15 protein-coding genes and 1 riboswitch are annotated in these 19,271 nt (G+C 66.3%); of the genes, 4 read left to right on the top strand and 11 right to left on the bottom strand.

Annotation, left to right across the window (positions count from 1 at the left end):
* Positions 1–251: 251 nt before the first annotated feature.
* The 3 genes from SR870_RS11235 to SR870_RS11225 form a co-directional block, all read right to left on the bottom strand.
* On the bottom strand, positions 252–611 hold the full coding sequence (locus SR870_RS11235) for a hypothetical protein (RefSeq protein WP_322518252.1): 360 nt from the start codon (positions 609–611) through the stop codon (positions 252–254).
* 520 nt (positions 612–1,131) lie between these two features.
* Positions 1,132–1,275: a hypothetical protein gene (locus SR870_RS11230; RefSeq protein WP_322518037.1), complete on the bottom strand. Its 144-nt coding sequence runs from the start codon at positions 1,273–1,275 to the stop codon at positions 1,132–1,134.
* Between the two features lie 207 nt (positions 1,276–1,482).
* Positions 1,483–1,881: a response regulator gene (locus tag SR870_RS11225; protein ID WP_322518036.1), complete on the bottom strand. Its 399-nt coding sequence runs from the start codon at positions 1,879–1,881 to the stop codon at positions 1,483–1,485.
* Positions 1,882–2,053: 172 nt separating this feature from the next.
* Here SR870_RS11225 and SR870_RS11220 point away from each other — a divergent pair, with 172 nt between their 5' ends.
* Positions 2,054–2,236 carry a hypothetical protein gene (locus SR870_RS11220; protein ID WP_322518035.1) on the top strand — a complete coding sequence of 61 codons (183 nt, stop codon included), beginning with the start codon at positions 2,054–2,056 and terminating at the stop codon, positions 2,234–2,236.
* Positions 2,237–2,309: 73 nt separating this feature from the next.
* Here SR870_RS11220 and SR870_RS11215 read toward each other — a convergent pair whose 3' ends face one another.
* Both SR870_RS11215 and SR870_RS11210 read right to left on the bottom strand, forming a co-directional pair.
* A complete protein-coding gene (locus tag SR870_RS11215; protein WP_322518034.1) occupies positions 2,310–2,573 on the bottom strand; it encodes a hypothetical protein in 264 nt (87 codons plus the stop codon).
* Between the two features lie 152 nt (positions 2,574–2,725).
* A complete protein-coding gene (locus tag SR870_RS11210; protein ID WP_322518033.1) occupies positions 2,726–2,977 on the bottom strand; it encodes a hypothetical protein in 252 nt (83 codons plus the stop codon).
* A 372-nt stretch (positions 2,978–3,349) separates the two neighbouring features.
* Between SR870_RS11210 and recA the strand changes: the two genes are divergently transcribed.
* Entirely contained in the window at positions 3,350–4,444 is a 1,095-nt protein-coding gene (gene recA / locus SR870_RS11205) for a recombinase RecA (RefSeq protein WP_011442619.1), read from the top strand.
* Between the two features lie 470 nt (positions 4,445–4,914).
* Here the strand turns inward: recA and gcvP are convergent, their stop codons facing one another.
* From gcvP to gcvT, 3 genes are all read right to left on the bottom strand, one after another.
* Positions 4,915–7,809 carry an aminomethyl-transferring glycine dehydrogenase gene (gene gcvP, locus SR870_RS11200; protein ID WP_322518032.1) on the bottom strand — a complete coding sequence of 965 codons (2,895 nt, stop codon included), beginning with the start codon at positions 7,807–7,809 and terminating at the stop codon, positions 4,915–4,917.
* 221 nt (positions 7,810–8,030) lie between these two features.
* A complete protein-coding gene (gcvH, locus tag SR870_RS11195; RefSeq protein WP_322518031.1) occupies positions 8,031–8,396 on the bottom strand; it encodes a glycine cleavage system protein GcvH in 366 nt (121 codons plus the stop codon).
* A 9-nt stretch (positions 8,397–8,405) separates the two neighbouring features.
* On the bottom strand, positions 8,406–9,554 hold the full coding sequence (gene gcvT, locus SR870_RS11190) for a glycine cleavage system aminomethyltransferase GcvT (RefSeq protein WP_322518030.1): 1,149 nt from the start codon (positions 9,552–9,554) through the stop codon (positions 8,406–8,408).
* Positions 9,555–9,689: 135 nt separating this feature from the next.
* Positions 9,690–9,794: riboswitch (glycine riboswitch) on the bottom strand.
* 227 nt (positions 9,795–10,021) lie between these two features.
* On the opposite strand from gcvT, the gene alaS reads away from it, so the two are divergent.
* Entirely contained in the window at positions 10,022–12,697 is a 2,676-nt protein-coding gene (gene alaS / locus SR870_RS11185) for an alanine--tRNA ligase (RefSeq protein WP_322518029.1), read from the top strand.
* 300 nt (positions 12,698–12,997) lie between these two features.
* Here alaS and SR870_RS11180 read toward each other — a convergent pair whose 3' ends face one another.
* The 3 genes from SR870_RS11180 to SR870_RS11170 all read right to left on the bottom strand — a co-directional run bounded on the left by SR870_RS11180 (position 12,998) and on the right by SR870_RS11170 (position 17,358).
* Positions 12,998–14,962, bottom strand: a complete 1,965-nt coding sequence (locus SR870_RS11180; protein WP_322518028.1) for an AI-2E family transporter — start codon at positions 14,960–14,962, stop codon at positions 12,998–13,000.
* Positions 14,963–15,018: 56 nt separating this feature from the next.
* Entirely contained in the window at positions 15,019–15,294 is a 276-nt protein-coding gene (locus SR870_RS11175; protein ID WP_322518027.1) for a GlsB/YeaQ/YmgE family stress response membrane protein, read from the bottom strand.
* Positions 15,295–15,585: 291 nt separating this feature from the next.
* The gene (locus tag SR870_RS11170; RefSeq protein ID WP_322518026.1) at positions 15,586–17,358 is read right to left on the bottom strand and encodes a cation:proton antiporter; all 1,773 of its coding nucleotides are present in this window, start codon (positions 17,356–17,358) and stop codon (positions 15,586–15,588) included.
* Positions 17,359–17,551: 193 nt separating this feature from the next.
* Here SR870_RS11170 and ybaL point away from each other — a divergent pair, with 193 nt between their 5' ends.
* A complete protein-coding gene (gene ybaL, locus SR870_RS11165; protein ID WP_322518025.1) occupies positions 17,552–19,234 on the top strand; it encodes a YbaL family putative K(+) efflux transporter in 1,683 nt (560 codons plus the stop codon).
* Positions 19,235–19,271 lie beyond the last annotated feature (37 nt).

Below are 19,271 nucleotides of genomic sequence, written 5' to 3'. Positions count from 1 at the left end.
TAGATGAGATGCGCCATCAGATCGGAGCCGGATCTTCCACGAAGTTTCCGGACAATTGCCGCTCCCAGCCTCGGTCATTTGATCTGAATCAATAGTAGTAATATTCTACCTATAAATTATCGGAAAGGTGGCTCGAAGCTCCTCTGATGGTGTTTGGGTGTAGGGTTCCTGCAGCTCAACCCATTGGATAGATTTGAAAAAAAGCCGCCCACATCGGGGCGGCTTTCGGTCGATCGAGGCGAGGGCCGGCGCTATTGGCGAGCGCAGCTCAGCACGATGCTGGTCGAACTCGGTCCGCAGCGGGCGGTCATGACGCCGTTTTCGACGACGATCGTGTCGCTGAATTTGGCGGAGGCGTTGCCGATGCAGAGCGCCGACACCAGCGTCTCGCCGCTGTCGCAGGTCAGCGGGCAGCCGTTCGAGGAACAGGTCGTCGAGCTGACGGTGCGGATGCTGCTTGCGGATGCGCCGTCCTTGCCGGGAGGTCCGGGAGGGCCCGCCGGCCCCTGGGCGCCCTGTTCGCCCTTCGGCCCGGGCGTGCCCTGGCCCACGTCACAGCCGGCCAGGGCGATGGCTGCCGTCATCATCACGATCAAAGTCCCGAGGCGCATTCCTGTACTCCCTGCCAGACGGCCCGTGCATTCCGCCGCGGGCCTGATACGAGCGATTGTCGATACTCGTCGATCTTGCTTCATCGCGCGCTCGCGCGCGAGCCCGCAATGCGGTTGCGATCGATCTACTTCAGCACCGATCGGACGATATTGCGATGGCGCAAGCGACACGCGATGGCTCACGGCGATCGCCGGGATCGAGTCGCGCTGCGGTCGCGATGGATTCGGCGACAGCACGGCGGCCGATCGCGCGGATGCGCGCTTGCATTGCGCATCGCCGCACTCCGAATCGAAAGAGCCCCGAACGAGGCCATGTTCGGGGCTCTCCGTCAGCGTCGGAACTCCCCACCTCTAGAAAGTTCGGCAATGACGAAAGGAAAGCTATCGGTGAGCGCCCCGTGCGCATTGCGTGAAATCAAATACCGTCGTCTCCGCGGATAACGCGGCGATCGATCGCAGTTCGAGCACCTCGGCAGAATGCGGGCGTCGCACCCCCGGACCGGTCCCGATGCGCTGACGATCACGTCGCAGCGCGATCGGATCGGTCGCGTGGCGCGAGGCTGGCGATCAGTTGCAACAGGACGCGGCGGCGCTCTTCGTCGTGCGTCTCCGCCAGCAGCCGCCGATACAGCTTCAGATTCTCCTCGCGAACAAAATCGTCCAAGAATCTCCCCGTTGTTTTCATGCCGACTCGACCGGCTCGAGACTGGTGTGGAAAGGCGCGATGCGGTTGCTGGAATAATATCTGACTGCGAATCGCTGTCGATCCGAAGTCGCGGCGAGCCGTGCCGTAAATCGACGGACGCTGTCCGGGAACGACTGGCAGAAGGCTGCTCGAGTTCGGGGGCTTCGCCTCAGCGAGGCAGCAGCGTCACGCGGTCGGCGGCACGGCGGGATTGGCGTTGTTGAGAAGCTGCGTCACGGCGGCGATCACCTGCGATGGCGCGAACGGCTTGGTGAGCAGCAGGCTTCCGGGCACGCCGCGGGCGGCCCATTCGGCCGCGCTGTCGCCGGTCATGTAGATCACCGGAAAGGCCGGATCGGCCTCGCGGACGAAGCGGCCGACGTCCCAGCCGTCCATTCGGTCGCGGCCGAGATTGACGTCGGTCAGCAATGCGCGAAAGCGCTGCAGATCGTCGAGTAGTTTCACGGCCTCCTCACCCGAGGAAGCAATCACCGCGTCGAAACCGCCTTCTTCGAGGGCTTCCTGCACGACGCTCTGAATCATCGGGTCGTCTTCGACGACCAGGACGACGATGGAATGGTCCAACAACGTTCCCCTGCCTCGGGCGAAATCAATGATGCGCATCGATAAGTCGCGCCGGCTCCCGAAGTTCCGTGGCGTGGGATCGGCCGGGGACGGCGGCCATGATTCCAATTGCGGATGGCCGTCCTATGCCGACAGGCTAAAGCAATCGTGAACAGCGCGAGGATCGCTACAGATGAGCTGGTACGTCGACGCCATTCTGATCGGACTTGTTTTGCCCTGGATCATCGTGACCTATCGGCTGATCGCGGCGTTTCGTCAAAGCGTGGCGAAGGGCGTGACGACATGGGCGATGTGGGCCGCGCCCTGCGTGCCGGCGATGTTGCTGCTAATGTGGGGCGTCACCAGTCTGCGCTGATCGAGGTGCGGTGCCGCACGCAACGACGGGCGCGCGAACGCATCACCACGCGACACGGCCGCGCCGGGCGTACTCACCCGCTGTAGCCGCCGTCGTCGCCGCTGCGGTGGATCGACAGCATCATGCCGTTCTTGATCCGGCGGACCTCGGTGAACGCGCGCTGCACGCCGAGATCGGCGGAGTCGGTCGAGAAGGTGATCAGCTTGTTGCAGTTCGGGCACTGCACCTGAGTGCCCTCGCGGACGTTCCTGATCTTCTCACGAAACGGCACGCGGCATTTGGTGCACAGCACCCGGATCTTGTCCGGCGATTTGGGTGGGGCGAGCTGCATCGTCATGCAGCAGTTCTGCGCGGGGAGCGTTGAGAATCGATGAACGAGGCCGGGCGCCACCGGTGCCTCGCCGGGCTTGCGTTGCCCGCGGCGCGGAGCCACGGGGGCACGGCGCGGCGTCCGTCGCAACGGTCGACGGGATGCAGACCGCGGCGCGGTCAGCTGTCGGTCGGCGGTGGTGCGGCCCCCGGCGGCGGGGTGTCCGGCGCCAGCGCGCAGCCGAACGGACAGGCCGTTCGGGACGCCCGCCAATGCGTCGGTAATTGCGTCACGAATTCATGGGTGTCGCAATGGACCCATCCGCCGACCACCCGCCGGCATGGACCCGAGCTCCAACTCACGTTGCCATCGGTGATCACCGCCAACTCGAGCTGCACGTCGTAGTTCTCGGTCCCGATCGGTTGCCACATTCGACGAAAGGAGCATGTCTCGCTGGCTGTTACATTGTCGCAGATCAACTCATGGAAGAAGTTCTGATCGCTTTCGCGTGATCGGACGTTTCTCTCGGCGCAATTGCGGTCGGCCCGGCGCATCGCGCCCACAGTGGCCCGAACTTGCGCCGATCGCCGGTCGCATCCAATGCGCGGCGGGCAGGCCTGAAGGGGGCTTTCTCGGGTAGGACAACGCCTATCCATCTGAATTCGGACAAAAGGCGTCAAATGCGGCCGTCCCGCAGAAGGAACATATTGCGAACTGAGAACAAATAGGGTACGATGATTTCTGTCGGCCATGGGTCGGCGCGGTTTGTCCCACCGGCGAATCCCGTTCATAAGGAGCTTCATATGGCTGCTGCCCCCACCGCTTTGCGTATCGTCGAAGGATCCTCCATGGACAAGACCAAGGCCCTGGCCGCTGCGCTGTCTCAGATCGAGCGCCAGTTCGGTAAGGGCTCGGTGATGAAGCTCGGCAAGAACGACCGGTCGATGGATATCGAAACGATTTCCTCCGGGTCGCTCGGGCTGGACATCGCGCTCGGCGTCGGCGGCCTGCCGAAGGGGCGGGTGGTCGAGATCTACGGGCCGGAATCCTCGGGCAAGACCACGCTGGCGCTGCATTGCGCCGCCGAAGCCCAGAAGAAGGGCGGCATCTGCGCCTTCATCGACGCCGAACACGCGCTCGACCCGGTCTATGCCCGCAAGCTCGGCGTCAATGTCGATGAACTTCTGATCTCGCAGCCCGACCATGGCGAGCAGGCGCTGGAGATCGCCGACACGCTGGTGCGCTCCGGCGCGATCGACGTGCTGATCGTCGATTCGGTCGCCGCTTTGGTGCCGCGCGCCGAGCTCGAGGGTGATATGGGCGATGCGCTGCCCGGCCTGCAGGCGCGGCTGATGAGCCAGGCGCTGCGCAAGCTCACCGCCTCGATCAACAAATCCCACACCATGGTGATCTTCATCAACCAGATCCGGATGAAGATCGGCGTGATGTACGGCTCGCCGGAAACCACCACCGGCGGCAACGCGCTGAAATTCTACGCCTCGGTCCGGCTCGACATCCGCCGGATCGGCCAGATCAAGGAGCGCGACGAAGTCGTCGGCAATCAGACCCGCGTCAAGGTGGTGAAGAACAAGCTGGCGCCGCCGTTCAAGCAGGTCGAGTTCGATATCATGTACGGCGAGGGCGTCTCCAAGATGGGCGAGATTCTCGATCTCGGCGTCAAGGCCGGCATCGTCGAGAAGTCGGGCGCCTGGTTTTCCTACGACAGCCAGCGGCTCGGTCAGGGCCGTGAGAATTCCAAGGCGTTCCTGCGCGCCAATCCGGACATGACCGCCAAGATCGAAGCCTCGATCCGGCAGAATTCCGGCCTGATCGCCGAGCAGATTCTCGCCGGCTCGCCCGAGAGCGACGCCGACGGCGAGGAGCCCGGCGACGAGTGAGGCATCGCGGCCGGCGTCAGCCGGCCGGAGCCGTCAAGAGTTAAAGCCGGCGGGCGCCGCGGACCCCTGTTGCCGGGGCCCCCGTAGCGCTCGCCGCACCTTTTTTGAGATGTCTTGTTTGCGTCTCGATGAGGCGGCGCTGAGCAGCAAACTCAGCCGTCATGCGCGGGCTTGACCCGCGCATCCATCGCGTGCGCAGCGCGCTGAAAGCAAGGCATCTTGCGATGAGGATGGATTGCCGGATCGAGCCCGGCAATGACGTGTCTTGTTGAAGTGATGACCCGCGCCGCTCTCAGCCGTCATCGCCCGCGAAGGCGGCGACCCGGTATTCCAGAGCGCGTGTTGAGCTGTCGTGCGTTGCCCAGACGCTTTGCGATACTGGATCACCCGCTGTCGCGGGTGATGACACCCTGTTGCGTGGCATCGCGCGGTGAGGACTCTTCCGCCCGTGCTGATTTCGCCGTCCGCGCTTACTCCGCCGCGCGCGCGTAGTCCGCGGCCAGCGCGTAGTCCTCGATCGGCGGGCACGCGCACACCAGGTTGCGGTCGCCATAGACGTTGTCGACGCGGCCGACCGGGCACCAGTATTTGTCGGTGCGCGAGTTCGGGGCCGGGAAGCAGCCCTCGGTGCGCGGATAGGGCCGGGTCCATTCGGCGCTGGTGACGTCGTGCACGGTATGCGGCGCAAACCGCAACGGCGACGCCTCGACCTTGAAGCGGCCGTCCTCGATCTGCGCGATCTCGTGCCGGATCGCGATCATCGCCTCGCAGAACCGGTCGATCTCCGCCTTGGATTCGGATTCGGTCGGCTCGATCATCAGCGTGCCCGGCACCGGGAAGCTCATTGTCGGTGCATGGAAGCCGTAGTCGATCAGCCGCTTGGCGATGTCGTCCACCGTCACCCCGGTGGTGGTCTTCAGCGCCCGCGGATCGACGATGCATTCATGTGCGACGCGGCCGCGCAAATTGCGATACAGCACCGGGAAATGCGGCTGCAGCTTTGCGGCGATGTAGTTGGCGTTGAGGATCGCGATTTCGGTGGCGCGCTTGAGACCTTCGCCGCCCATCATCAGGATGTAGATGTAGGAGATCGTCAGGATCGACGCCGAGCCGTAGGGCGCGGCCGACACCGTGCCGCCGCCGTGCAGCACGCCGTTCAACGGCTCGCCCTCGGCCGGGTGCCCCGGCAGGAACGGCGCCAGATGCGCCTTGACGCCGATCGGCCCCATGCCCGGGCCGCCGCCGCCGTGCGGAATGCAGAAAGTCTTGTGCAGATTGAGGTGGCTGACATCGGCGCCGTAGTCGCCGGGGCGGGCGAGGCCGACCTGCGCGTTGAGATTGGCGCCGTCGAGATAGACCTGCCCGCCATGGGCGTGGACGATGTCGCAGATGTCGCGGATATGCTCCTCGAACACGCCGTGGGTCGACGGGTAGGTGATCATCACCGCGGCGAGCTCGGCCGAATGCTTCTCCGCCTTGGCGCGCAGATCGTCGACGTCGACGTCGCCATGGCTGTTGCAGGCGACGACGACGACGTCCATTCCGGTCATCGCCGCGGAGGCCGGATTGGTGCCGTGCGCGGAGGAGGGGATCAGGCAGATCTTGCGATGCGGCTCGCCCCGCGCCTGGTGATAGCCGCGGATCGCCAGCAGGCCGGCATATTCTCCCTGCGCGCCGGAGTTCGGCTGCAGCGACACCGCATCATAGCCGGTGATCTCGGCGAGCCAGGCTTCCAGCCGCGCGAACATCTCGTGATAGCCTTCCGCCTGCGCGCGCGGCACGAACGGATGCAGGCTGCCGAAGGCCGGCCAGGTCAGCGGCATCATCTCGGTGGTGGCATTGAGCTTCATGGTGCAGGAGCCGAGCGGAATCATCGCGCGGTCGAGTGCCAGATCGCGGTCGCTGAGCTTGCGCATGTAGCGCAGCAGTTCGGTCTCGGAGCGATAGTCCTTGAACACCGCCTGCGTCAGGTAGTCGCCGCTGCGCGTCAGCGCTGCGGGCAGCGTGTCGGCCGCGTCGCGCTCGACGCTCGCATAGTCGAGCGATCCGCCGAACGCGCGCCACAGAGCCTCGACGGTCGCTTGCGTGGTGGTTTCGTCGAGCGCGATGCCGAGCGAATTCGCGCCGATGCGCAGGTTGATCTTGTCGGCCTCGGCGCGCGCGACGATGGCGTTGCGCTTGTCGCCAACCTCGATCGTCAGCGTATCGAAGTAAGTCTCGTTGACCGGCGCGAAGCCGAGCCGCTTCAGCCCGGCCGCCAGCGTCGCGGTGCGACGGTGCACCCGGCGCGCGATCGCCTTGAGCCCGTCGGGGCCGTGATACACCGCATACATCGAGGCTATCACCGCCAGCAGCACCTGCGCGGTGCAGATGTTCGAGGTCGCCTTCTCGCGGCGGATGTGCTGTTCGCGGGTCTGCAGCGCCAGCCGATACGCCGGCTGGCCGTGGCTGTCGATCGACAGGCCGACGATGCGGCCGGGCAGGCTGCGCTTGAGGCTGTCGCGCGCCGCCATGTAGCCGGCATGCGGGCCGCCATAGCCCATCGGCACGCCGAAGCGCTGCGCCGAGCCGATCGCGATGTCGGCGCCGAGTTCGCCCGGCGAGGCGATCAGCGTCAGCGCCAGCAGATCGGCGGCGACCACCGCCAGCGCGCCCTTGGCGTGCAGCGTCGCGATCGCGGCGCGCGGGTCGCGCAAGGCGCCCGACGAGCCGGGATATTGCAGCAGCGCGCCGAACACGTCGGCGGCTTCGAGCTCGGTCTCCGGATCGCCGACGATGATCGACCAGCCGAGCGGCTCGGCGCGGGTGCGCAGCACCGCCAGCGTCTGCGGATGTGTGTCGCGATCGACGAAGAACGCCTTGGTCTTCTTGGCAGCGGCGCGCTCCACCAGCGCCATCGCCTCCGCCGCCGCGGTCGCTTCATCCAGCAGCGAGGCGTTGGCGACGTCGAGCCCGGTGAGGTCGCAGATCATGGTCTGGAAGTTGAACAGCGCCTCCAGCCGACCCTGGCTGATCTCCGGCTGATACGGCGTGTAGGCCGTGTACCAGGCGGGATTTTCCAGAATGTTGCGCTGGATCACGGTCGGCAGGATCGTGCCGGAGTAACCTTGCCCGATCAGCGAGGTGAACACTTGGTTCTTCGCCGCCAGCTCGGTCATATGCGCCAGCGCGTCGGTCTCCGACAGCGGCGCGCCGAGCGACAGCGGCTCCTTGATGCGGATCGCATAAGGCAGCGTCTCGGCCATCAGCTGGTCGAGGCTGCCGGCGCCGACCGTCGTCAGCATCGTCGCGATGTCCTGCGGCGACGGGCCGATATGGCGTCGCACGAAGTCGTTTGCAGCGTCGATCGGGCGGCGATTCGGCATGCGATGCTCCTGGTCCTTCAAGACTGACTGAAACGCGCGCCGCGCTTTCAGAGGTCGCTCAACTACTCACATTTATCGTTCTTCCGTCATGGCCGGGCTCGTCCCGGCCATCCACGTCTTGCAGCCATCGATACGCCAAGGGCGTGGATGCCCGGGCCTTCGCCGCGCCGAAGGGGCTTCGGCCCCGCAGGCGGGACAAGCCCGGGCATGACGGCTTGGTATCAGGCCGTGTGGGCCTTGTAGGCGGCTTCGTCCATCAGGCCGTCGAGTTCGCTTTTGTCGGCGATCTTCAGCTTGAAGAACCACGCCGCTCCGCCGGCGTCGGAATTCACCAGCCCGGGCTCGGTGCCGAGCGTCTCGTTGACTTCGAGGACCTCGCCGGTGATCGGCGCGTAGACGTCGGAGGCGGCCTTGACCGATTCGACCACGGCTGCGGCCTCGGCCTTCTTGACGCTGCGGCCGACCTTCGGCAGCTCGACGAACACCACGTCGCCGAGCTGTTCCTGCGCGTAGTCGGTGATGCCGATGGTGGCGACGTCGCCCTCGATCTTCAGCCATTCGTGATCGGAGGTGTAGAGCGTGGTCATGCGGATTCCTCAGCGCTTGTAGGTGTTCGGAACGAAAGGCATCGAAGCGACGCGCAGCGGCAATCGCTGGCCGCGCACTTCGGCAAACACAAGGGTGTCGCGCGCGGCTTGGGCGGTCGGCAGATAGCCCATCGCCACCGGCGCGTTCAGGCTGGGGCCGAAGCCGCCCGAGGTGACTTTCCCGATCGCCTCGGTCGCGTCGGCGCTGTCATACAGCGCTGCGCCTTCGCGCACCGGGGCGCGGCCTTCCGGCCGCAGGCCGACGCGGGTGTGGACCGTGCCGCCATCGAGCTGCGCCAGGATTGCGTCCGAGCCGAGAAAGCCGCCCGGCCGCGCGCCGCCGGACCGGCGGCTTTTCTGGATCGACCAGCTCAGCCCGCCCTCGACCGGCGTGGTCGTGGTGTCGATGTCGTGGCCGTAAAGGCAAAGCCCGGCTTCGAGCCGCAGGCTGTCGCGGGCGCCGAGCCCGATCGGCAGGACGTCGGGATTGCCCAGCAGCGCCTGCGCGAAGGCTTCGGCGCCGTCGGCCGGCACCGAAATCTCGAAGCCGTCCTCGCCGGTGTAGCCGGAGCGCGAGACGATGCAGGGCAGGCCGTTCAGGCCGAGTTCGGCGACGTCCATGAATTTCAGCCGGGTGACGTCTGCACAGAATTTCGCCAGTGCGGCTTCGGCCTTCGGCCCCTGCAGCGCCAGCAGCGCGCGCGCGGGCAGCGTGGTGATCTCGCACGTCTCCGACAGATGCGCCCGCAGATGCGCCTCGTCCTCGGCCTTGCAGGCGGCGTTGACCACCAGGAACAGCCGGTCGCCGAGATTGGTGACCATCAGGTCGTCGAGGATGCCGCCGGATTCGTTGGTGAACTGCGCGTAGCGCTGGCGGCCCTGAGCGAGCGCGGCGATGTCCTGGGGAACCAGCGCTTCCAGCGCACGGGCGGCGTCGTCGAGCTTGCCGGATTTGGCGCGCAACTCGATCTGGCCCATATGCGACACGTCGAACAGGCCGGCGCCGGCGCGGGTGTGGAGATGTTCCTTCAGCACGCCAGGCGCGTATTGCACAGGCATGTCGTAGCCCGCGAACGGCACCATCTTTCCACCGCGCGCCAGATGCAGCGCGTGGAGCGGGGTTCGTTTCAGAGCAGCAGAATCGTCACGGGCCAGCATTTCCAGGCTCCCACGGTTCCCGAGACCTATTTCTCGTCACCATTCGAGCCCCATCTGTCGCTGTGCCTGAGAGCATTATCCCGTCGGCGGACCCGCAGCGGGCTTGCGCCCGACCGGGTCTCTTTCCAGATGTCATCCTGTCGCGCGGTCCGTTTGCCTGAGAGTTTCCGGGGCGGTTGCTCCTTCGGCGCCGGCCCCCTTCACTGAAGAATTGGGCCGATCTCTCCCGACGCGACTTAGTCTCAACAAGTAGGACACAAACACGGCTTCAGCAAGGCTGTCAACGCAGTGCAGCGAGCTATCAACGGGTCTTCGCGGCCGCCCGCAAACCCCCCGGGCAGGTGGCAAACAACTGAATCCATGCCCACTTTCTGGACAGCGCGCGGCCTCGCGTCTAAAAGGCTGGGCACCCGGACAGCGGTGGACCCAGCCGGCATTTCGCGGGCATCCCGGACGATTGGACGAACATGAGCGGCGTTAACGATATCAGGTCTGCGTTTCTGAACTACTTTGCGAAGAACGGTCACGACATCGTTTCGTCGTCGCCGCTGGTGCCGCGCAACGACCCGACATTGATGTTCACCAATGCGGGCATGGTGCAGTTCAAGAACGTCTTCACCGGGCTGGAGAAGCGGCCGTATCAGCGCGCCACCACCTCGCAGAAATGCGTGCGCGCCGGCGGCAAGCACAACGACCTCGACAATGTCGGCTACACCGCGCGGCATCTGACCTTCTTCGAAATGCTCGGCAATTTCTCGTTCGGCGATTACTTCAAGGAACGCGCGATCGAGCTCGCCTGGAATTTGATCACCAAGGAATACGGCCTCAAGAAGGACAAGCTGCTCGTCACCGTCTATCACACAGACGACGAGGCGGCCTCGTACTGGAAGAAGATCGCCGGCTTCTCCGACGACCGCATCATCCGGATTCCGACCTCGGATAATTTCTGGGCGATGGGCGACACCGGCCCGTGCGGCCCGTGTTCGGAGATCTTCATCGACCGCGGCGAACACATTTTCGGCGGCCCGCCCGGCTCGCCGGAGGAGGACGGCGACCGCTTCCTCGAATTCTGGAATCTCGTCTTCATGCAGTACGAGCAGGTGACGAAGGACGAGCGCCTGCCGTTGCCGCGCCCGTCGATCGACACCGGCATGGGCCTGGAGCGGATGGCCTGCATCCTGCAGGGTGTCGACAGCGTGTTCGACACCGACCTGTTCCGCAGCCTGATCGACGCGACGTCCTCGGCGCTGGGCCGTGGGCCGACCGAGCAGGATGCCGCGTCGTTCCGCGTCATCGCCGATCATCTGCGCTCGTCGTCGTTCCTGATCGCCGACGGCGTGCTGCCCTCCAACGAAGGCCGCGGCTACGTGCTGCGCCGGATCATGCGCCGCGCGATGCGCCACGCCCAGTTGCTCGGCGCCAGCGAACCGCTGATGTGGCGGCTGGTGTGGGCGCTGGTGCGCGAAATGGGCCAGGCCTATCCGGAGCTGGTGCGCGCCGAGGCGATGATCGAGGAAACGATGCGCCTCGAAGAGACCCGCTTCCGCAAGACGCTCGATCGCGGCCTCACAATCCTCGACGAGAAGAGCGCGTCGCTGAAGAAGGGCGATATGTTCGACGGCGACACCGCCTTCACGCTGTACGACACCTACGGCTTCCCGCTGGATCTGACGCAGGACGCGCTGCGCAACCGCGGTATCAGCGTCGACATCGCCTCGTTCACCGACGCGATGGACCGGCAGCGCGCCAAGGCGCGGGCATCGTGGGCGGGTAGCGGCGAGGCCGCGACCGAGACCGTGTGGTTCGGCCTGCGCGAGAAGCTCGGCGCGACCGAGTTTCTGGGCTACGACACCGAGACCGCCGAGGGGGTGGTCACGGCCCTGGTCAAGGACGGCGCCGAAGTCGATGCGCTGAAGGCCGGCGACACTGGCGCGATCGTGGTGAACCAGACGCCGTTCTATGCCGAGTCCGGCGGCCAGGTCGGCGATACCGGCGTGCTGACCGCCGAGGGCGTGCGCTTCCGCGTCACCGAGACGCTGAAGAAAGCCGGCGATCTGTTCGTGCATCTCGGCACGGTCGAGCAGGGCACGATCCAGCGCGACATCGCGCTCACGCTCGACGTCGATCACGCCCGCCGCTCGTCGATCCGCGCCAATCACTCGGCGACGCATCTGCTGCACGAGGCGCTGCGCCAGGTGCTGGGCGATCACATCGCGCAGAAGGGCTCGCTGGTGGCGCCGGATCGGCTGCGCTTCGACTTCGTGCATCAGAAGCCGATCAGTGCGGACGAACTGCGCCGCGTCGAGGACATCGCCAACGATATCGTGCTCGAAAACGACGAAGTCACCACGCGGCTGATGGCGGTCGACGACGCCCGCGAGGCCGGGGCGCGTGCGCTGTTCGGCGAGAAATACGGCGACGAGGTCCGCGTCGTGTCGATGGGCAAGAGCGCCCGCGACCACGGCTCCAACGCGCTCGGCTGGTCGGTCGAATTGTGCGGCGGCACCCATGTGCGGCGCACCGGCGACATCGGCCTGATCTCGGTGACCGGCGAGAGCGCGGTCGCCTCCGGCGTCCGCCGGATCGAGGCGCTGACCGGGCGCTACGCGCGGCAGAGCGCCAATGCGGCGATCAATACCGCCAAGCAGGCCGCGGCCGAACTGCGCACCACGGTCGACGACATGCCGGCGCGGATCGCCGCATTGATGGACGAGCGCAAGAAGCTCGAGCGCGAACTCTCCGATGCGCGCAAGAAGCTGGCGATGGGCGGCGGTGGTGCGGCCGGCGCGGCCGATGGCGGCGCCGATGTCCGCGACGTCGGCGGCATCAAGCTGATGGCGCGCGCGGTCGAAGGTATCGAGATCAAGGATCTCAAGAGCCTGGTCGATCAGGGCAAGAAGCAGCTCGGCTCCGGCGTGATCGCGCTGGTCGCCAGAAGTGAGGACGGCAAGGGCTCGATCGTGGTCGGCGTCACGCCCGATCTGGTGGCGCGGTTCTCCGCGGTGGACCTTGTGCGCACGGCGTCCGCAGTGCTCGGCGGCAAGGGCGGCGGCGGCAAGCCCGACATGGCGCAGGCCGGCGGCCCCGACGGCTCCAAGGCGCAGGCCGCGCTCGACGCCATCGCCGCGGCGATCGGCGGCTGAGCCGGTCCGATGTCGCCGGCGCTGGCGTGGCGGGTCGAGCAGGCCTGCCTCGACGCCTGGCCGGCGCTGCGTAGCGCCCATCCAGCCCCGGCCTGGACACTGAGCTGTATCGCTATCACTATCGGCGGGCGGCGAAGTAGTTAGCTCCCGCCGTCATTCCGGGGCGCGAGCGAAAGCTCGCGAACCCGGAATCCCGAGCTTGTCACGAAAAACGTCAGACAACTTCGAGCTTCCGGATCGCCGCTCCACGGCGTCCGGAATGACGATGCTTGGCGTGAATGACGGCATCGGGGCGACCGCTCAGACGACCGCGCGCGCAGGCACTTCGATCGTCTGCGGCGGCGGCGGTGCGGCGTGCGCCTCCTCGACGCAGAACTTCACGGCGTCCCGCAGCGTCAGAATGGTCGCATCCGCCTTCGCCGACTCGTTGGTGTCGGCAATCTTCGGGTCTTCCGCCGACCACAGCGCCACGATGATCTTCGCATGCGGCGCCTTGCGGCGCAGACGGCGCACGGCATAGCGGATATGGGCGGTGTTCGACGCCTCCAGATACGACAGGCAGATCAGAGCGACGTTCGACACGTCGAGGCCGAAAATGTTCTTGGTCGACAGCGCGCTGGACGGCTCGACCCGGGCGCCGATGCCGTGGACGCGGCAGAGGTGGGCCAGCATCAGCGCCGCGGCCTCGTCCAGCTGGCTGCGCCCGCCGATGCACAGCACGGGCGCTTCGCCCTGCCATTCCTGCTTCAGATCGCTCGGCTTCAGCATCGGGATGTCGTCGCCGGCGCTGTCGCCCGACGTCTCCTCCACCGCGGCTGCCGCCTCGGTGTCGGTGGTGGTCTGTTCGCCGTCCGGCTCCTGATCGACCTCGTCGGTGAGGTCGTCAGTAAACTCCTGCACCGTCTCCTTGATCCTGGTCAGCCGCACCAGGTCGAGGGCGTCGCGGTCGAGGTCGGCCTGGGCAAGTTGCAGGCCCTTCAGGGCGACGTCGTCGTAGTAGGACGACAGCGAGCGCTCCTTCAGGAACTGCTCGGCCTTCTCGGCGGCTTCGGTGGGATCTCCCGCCAGCATCCGCTGGTAGAAGATCTCCGGCGGCGACAGCGCGGGCCGATCCCCGAACATCACGTCGAGGAACGCAAGGCGCTCGACATGCCGCCCCAGCACCACAAGACAAACCGTCAGCGGCGTCGCGAGCACGAGGCCGATCGGCCCCCACAGCGCGGTCCAGAAGGTCGCCGAGATCACCACGGCGACCGGCGACAGCCCGGTGCTGCGGCCATACACCATCGGTTCGATCGCATGGGCGATCGCAGGCTCGATCACGAAGAACAGCAGCGCCGTCCACACCAGCATCGACCAGCCGGGATCGACCGCGACCGCCAGTGTCAGTGGGAAGGCCGCGGCGATAATCGATCCGATATACGGCACGAAGCGAAGCACTGCGGCCAGAATGCCCCACAGCGTGGGGCTCGGAACGCCGATGATCCAAAGTCCGATGCCGATCAGGACGCCGAACCCGGAATTGATCAGCAACTGATTGAGAAACAGTCGGCTGAGCCGGCTGGCCGCATCGTCGAGCGCCGCGGTGGTGCGCTGCAGATCATGCGCGCCGGCGAGACGGATCAGCCGGTTGCGCAGATCCTCCCGCTGCAGAAGAATGAAGATAACGAAGATCACGATGATGCCGGTGGTGGCGAGCGGCGACACCAGCGGGGCGATCAGCGAGCGCAGATTGGCCAGGGTCCCGGGATCGGGCTGCAGCACTTCGACCGGGACGGGCGTGACGGGCCGCGACGACAAGGTGTTCGGCGGCGGATTGGTCAGCGACGGCGGGGGAGCATTGGTCGGCTTGTTGAGCTCCTTGCTGAGATCCTGCAACATGCCGCCGGCCCGCTCCAGCGTCGTGGAGCCGCCGGTGACGCCGCGCAGCGAGGTGATCTTGGACTGGATCGTCGACTGATATTGCGGCAGATCGCCGGCCAGCCGCGACAGCTGCGTCGCGATCAGGCTTCCGAGTGCGAAGATCACCGCGAATGCGAGCAGTACGGTGACGATGGCGGCGATCGCGCGCGGCACATGCCACGACTGCAACAGATTGACCGGGCGGGCCAGCACGAAGCTGAGCAGGATCGCGAGCGCGACCGGCACGAACACCTCGCGGCCGACATACAGCGCCGAGATGATGATCACGGCCAGTATCGTGACGGCGCAGGCCCCGACCAGGCCGGCGACGTCTCTCAGGGATTGGGTTTTGCCCAGCTTCATCGGTTCGACGCTTTTGGTGAGTTGATGATCGGACCGGCGATGCCGTCGAGGATGGTTTAGTACCTGCGGAACCCGCCGCCGCGGACCAGCCGGAGGACGAGCAGCAGAAGGACCGCGCCGATGGTCGCGTTGATGATCGCGCGAACGATGCCGGCTCCGAGCTGGATGCCGAGCTGCGGCAAAAGCCAGCTGCCGATCAGGGCGCCGACGACGCCGATCAGGAGATCGCCGATCAGCCCGAAGCCTGCACCGCGGACGATCTGGCCGGCCAGCCAACCGGCAATGATGCCGACGAGAAGAATGACGACCAGGCTTTCGCCGGACATGTCCATCAAAGAAACTCCGTACGGCGGGAAGCCGATCATCGATAAGTGCGGCCGAGGTTGTGAGTTCCGGGCGCCCGGCGAGTCTTGCGTCGGCTCGGACGGCCGCAGATCAAAACGGGACAGCCATGGCGGTGGGATCGCGGTTGGCGCGCTTTGCGGCGGCGGCGATCAATCGACGGATTTCGTCCGGTTGCGTCTTCTATCCTGAACGCGAGAACAGGCTGTTCTCGAATCCGGGCTCGCGCTGCGCGCGCGCTGGAATGACGAACGAGGGGGCGAGCGCGAACGACGGATCGGTCAATCCGCGGCCACGCCTTCCCGCACCTGTTTCTTCCGCGCGTCGCGTTCGTCGTGGATGATGGCGATCACTTTGCCGACCGGCATGCCGACGGTCTGCAGCACTGTGCTCGCGATTTCGAAGCTCGCTTCCAGGACTTCGCGGACGACGTCGGTGGCGCCGAGCTTGAACAGCCGCACGGCGTGTGCGGCGTCGCGGGCACGGACGATCACCGGGAGGTCGGGACGCTCGGCCCGAGCTGCGGCGACGACGTGCTCGGCGGCGTTCGCGTCGTGCATCGTGACTACCAGCGCCGTCGCTTCGTCGAGCCCGCATTTGCGCAGGAAGGCGCGCTGCGTCGCGTCGCCGTAGATCAGATTGTGTCCGGCCTTGCGCGCCTTCCGCACCGCCTCGGGGTAGATCTCGATGCCGATGAACGGCTTGTCCTGCTTCTTCAGGATGTCGCCGAGGATGCGGCCGACGCGGCCGTAGCCGACGACGATGATGCGGCCCGCCTCGGCGGGGCCGGGATCACCGTCGCCGTCGGCCAATGCGGTGGCGTTGTGGACACGTTTGCTTGCCTTGCGGCTCAGCCGCGCCAGATACGGCGTCAGCAGCATGGTGCCGGACGACACGAGCAGCATGAATTGCTCGACCTCGCGGGTGACGAGCCCCGATGAACTGGCGAGCCCGAGCACCAGGAAGGCGAATTCGCCGCCGCCGGCGAGCAGCAGGCTCGCTTCCGCCACCACCGGCCACGACAGCCCGAAGCCGCGCGTCAGCGCCGCGATCAGCACCGCCTTCAGCGCCACCATGCCGAAGACCGAGGCAGCCACCATCGCGGGGTAGCGCGCCACCTCGGCGACGTCGATCCGCATCCCGACCGAGATGAAGAACAGCCCGAGCAGCATGCCCTTGAACGGCTCGATGTCGACCTCGACCTGGCGGCGGAATTCGGTTTCCGCCAGCACCAGCCCTGCCAGGAAGGCGCCGAGCGCCATCGACAGCCCGGCCACATGGGTGAGTAACGAGGTCCCGACCACCACGAACAGGATGGTCGCCATGAACAGTTCGCGGTTGTTGGTGTGCGCCACCAGCCGGAACAGCCGGCGCAGCACCAGCCGCCCGAAACCGATGATCAGCAGGATCGCGGCGGCAGCCTGCACCATCGCCATGCCGAGGCCGTACCAGACCGATCCGGCCGCGACCGCGCCCGAACCGGCGGCGCCCGAATTGCCGAGCACCACGATCAGGAACAGAATCGGCACCACCGCGAGATCCTGCGCCAGCAGCACCGAGAAAATGCTGCGTCCGGCGATGGTCGCCAGCCGCTTCTGCTCGGCGAGGAGCTGCAGCACGATCGCGGTCGAGGACAGCGCCAGACAGGCGCCGATCACCAGGCTGGCTTCGACGGTGTTGCCGAATCCCAGCGCGATGCCGCTGATCGCCGCCGTGGTCAGCACCACCTGCGACATGCCCAGACCGAATACCAACCGGCGCATCGTCCACAGCCGGTCGAACGACAGCTCCAGCCCGATGGTGAACAGCAGAAAGGCGACGCCGAGCTCGGCTAATCGGTCGACCGCGTCTTGCGAGGTAATGGTGATCGCCTGCAGCCAGGGGATACCTTGGCCGATCCGGCCGAGGCTGTAGGGGCCGAGCACCAGCCCGGCAACCAGGAAACCGAGCACCGGGCTGATGCGCAGACGCGCCATCAGCGGAATGAGGACGCCGGCGGTCCCGAGAAACACCAGGGCCTCCCGGTAGACGCCGATATCGGTTGCTGCTGCCATGATGGTCCATCAATCACGGCGTTGCCGCGTCGGCGAGGGGTTCGGTCAAAATGGGTCGACCTGCGGCAAAAGATCGCAATTTCGTCGTCAATGCCAGCGACAAATTGCGGCCTTTGATCGATTGCAATCGCTGCGGCGATGGGTAGCCGGATCGAAGGTGGCATCTCGCGTCGTCATGCCACACAACGAGTTTATGGAACACAATACGCCTCTCATCTCCACGATCGTGGCCGGCCTGGTGCTGGCTTTCATGTTCGGTGTCGCGGCGCAGCGGCTGCGCGTGTCGCCGCTGGTCGGCTATCTGCTCGCCGGCGTCGTGATCGGTCCGTTCACGCCCGGCTACGTCGCCGACCAGAAATTGGCCAACGAACTCGCCGAGATCGGCATCATCCTGCTGATGTTCGGCGTCGGCCTGCATTTCTCGCTGAAGGATCTGCTGTCGGTGAGGAGGATCGCGATCCCCGGCGCGGTGGTGCAGATCGGCGTCGCGACGGCGCTCGGCGTTGGCCTCGGTCATACGCTCGGCTGGACGTTCGGGGGTGGGCTGGTGTTCGGCCTGGCGCTGTCGGTGGCGAGCACCGTGGTGCTGCTCCGCGCGTTGCAGGAGCGCCGGCTGATCGACAGCAATCGCGGCCGGATCGCGGTCGGCTGGCTGATCGTCGAAGACCTCGCAATGGTGCTGACGCTGGTGTTGCTGCCGGCGGTGGCGGACCTGCTCAAGGGCCAGGCCAATGGCGCGAGCTGGGACAGCGTGGCGCTGCCGATCGCGCTGACGCTCGGCAAGGTCGCGGCCTTCGTGGCGTTCATGCTGGTGGTCGGCCGCCGCGTGATCCCGTGGATGCTGCACTATGTGGCGCATACCGGCTCGCGCGAGCTGTTTCGCCTCGCGGTGCTGGCGATCTCGCTCGGCGTGGCGTTCGGGGCGGCGATGCTGTTCGACGTGTCGTTCGCGCTGGGGGCGTTCTTCGCCGGCATGATCCTGTCGGAATCCGAGCTGAGCCAGCGCGCCGCTAACGAGACGCTGCCGCTGCGCGACGCCTTCGCGGTGCTGTTCTTCGTCTCGGTCGGCATGCTGGTCGATCCAGGCATCCTGATCCGTGAGCCGCTGCCGGTGCTCGCCACCGTGCTGATCATCATTTTCGGCAAGTCGCTCGCGGCGTTCCTGATCGTGCGGCTGTTCGGTCATCCCAACATGACGGCGCTGACGATCTCGGCCAGCCTGGCGCAGATCGGCGAATTCTCCTTCATCCTCGCCAGCCTCGGCGTCAGCCTCGCCTTGTTGCCGGATCGTGGCCGCGATCTGGTGCTGGCCGGCGCGATCATTTCGATCCTGCTCAATCCGCTGATGTTCGCGCTGCTCGATCGCTTCGGCATGCGCGAGACGCTGTCGAAGACGAAGGTGAAGGCGCCTGACCCGGACGCCCGGGCGAAGACCACGTTGGGCGCGGGGGCCAAGCCGGCGCATCACGACGGCCACGTCGTGCTGATCGGCTACGGCCGGGTCGGCTCCACCGTCGGCGCGGCGCTGCGCCAGGACGGCGCTGACCTCGTAGTGATCGAGAACGACGCTGAACGCGTGGCGCAGTTGCAGCGCGAGGGCATCGCCGCGATCGGCGGCAACGCGGCGGCGCCGGACATGCTGGAGGCCGCCGCCATCGCCGGCTCGCGCGGTCTGCTGGTGGCGATCCCCGACGCCTTCGAGGGTGGCCAGATCGTCGCCAAGGCGCGCGCGCTGAACCAGACCCTCCCGATCATCGCCCGGGCGCATTCCGCCGAGGAAGTCGTGCATCTGAAGAGCAACGGCGCCGACGTCGTGATCATGGGCGAGGACGAGATCGCCAAGGCGATGCTGGCGAGGCTGGGCCGCCCGGCCTAGCGGCGACGGGGTCGATGTTGCAGCCGATCATGCCGGC

The organism is Rhodopseudomonas palustris, from assembly GCF_034479375.1.
In the GTDB taxonomy this organism is placed as follows: Bacteria; Pseudomonadota; Alphaproteobacteria; order Rhizobiales; family Xanthobacteraceae; genus Rhodopseudomonas; species Rhodopseudomonas palustris_M.
The sequence above is the reverse complement of the archived record's forward strand: the minus strand, read 5'-3'. Positions and strand labels throughout refer to the sequence as shown.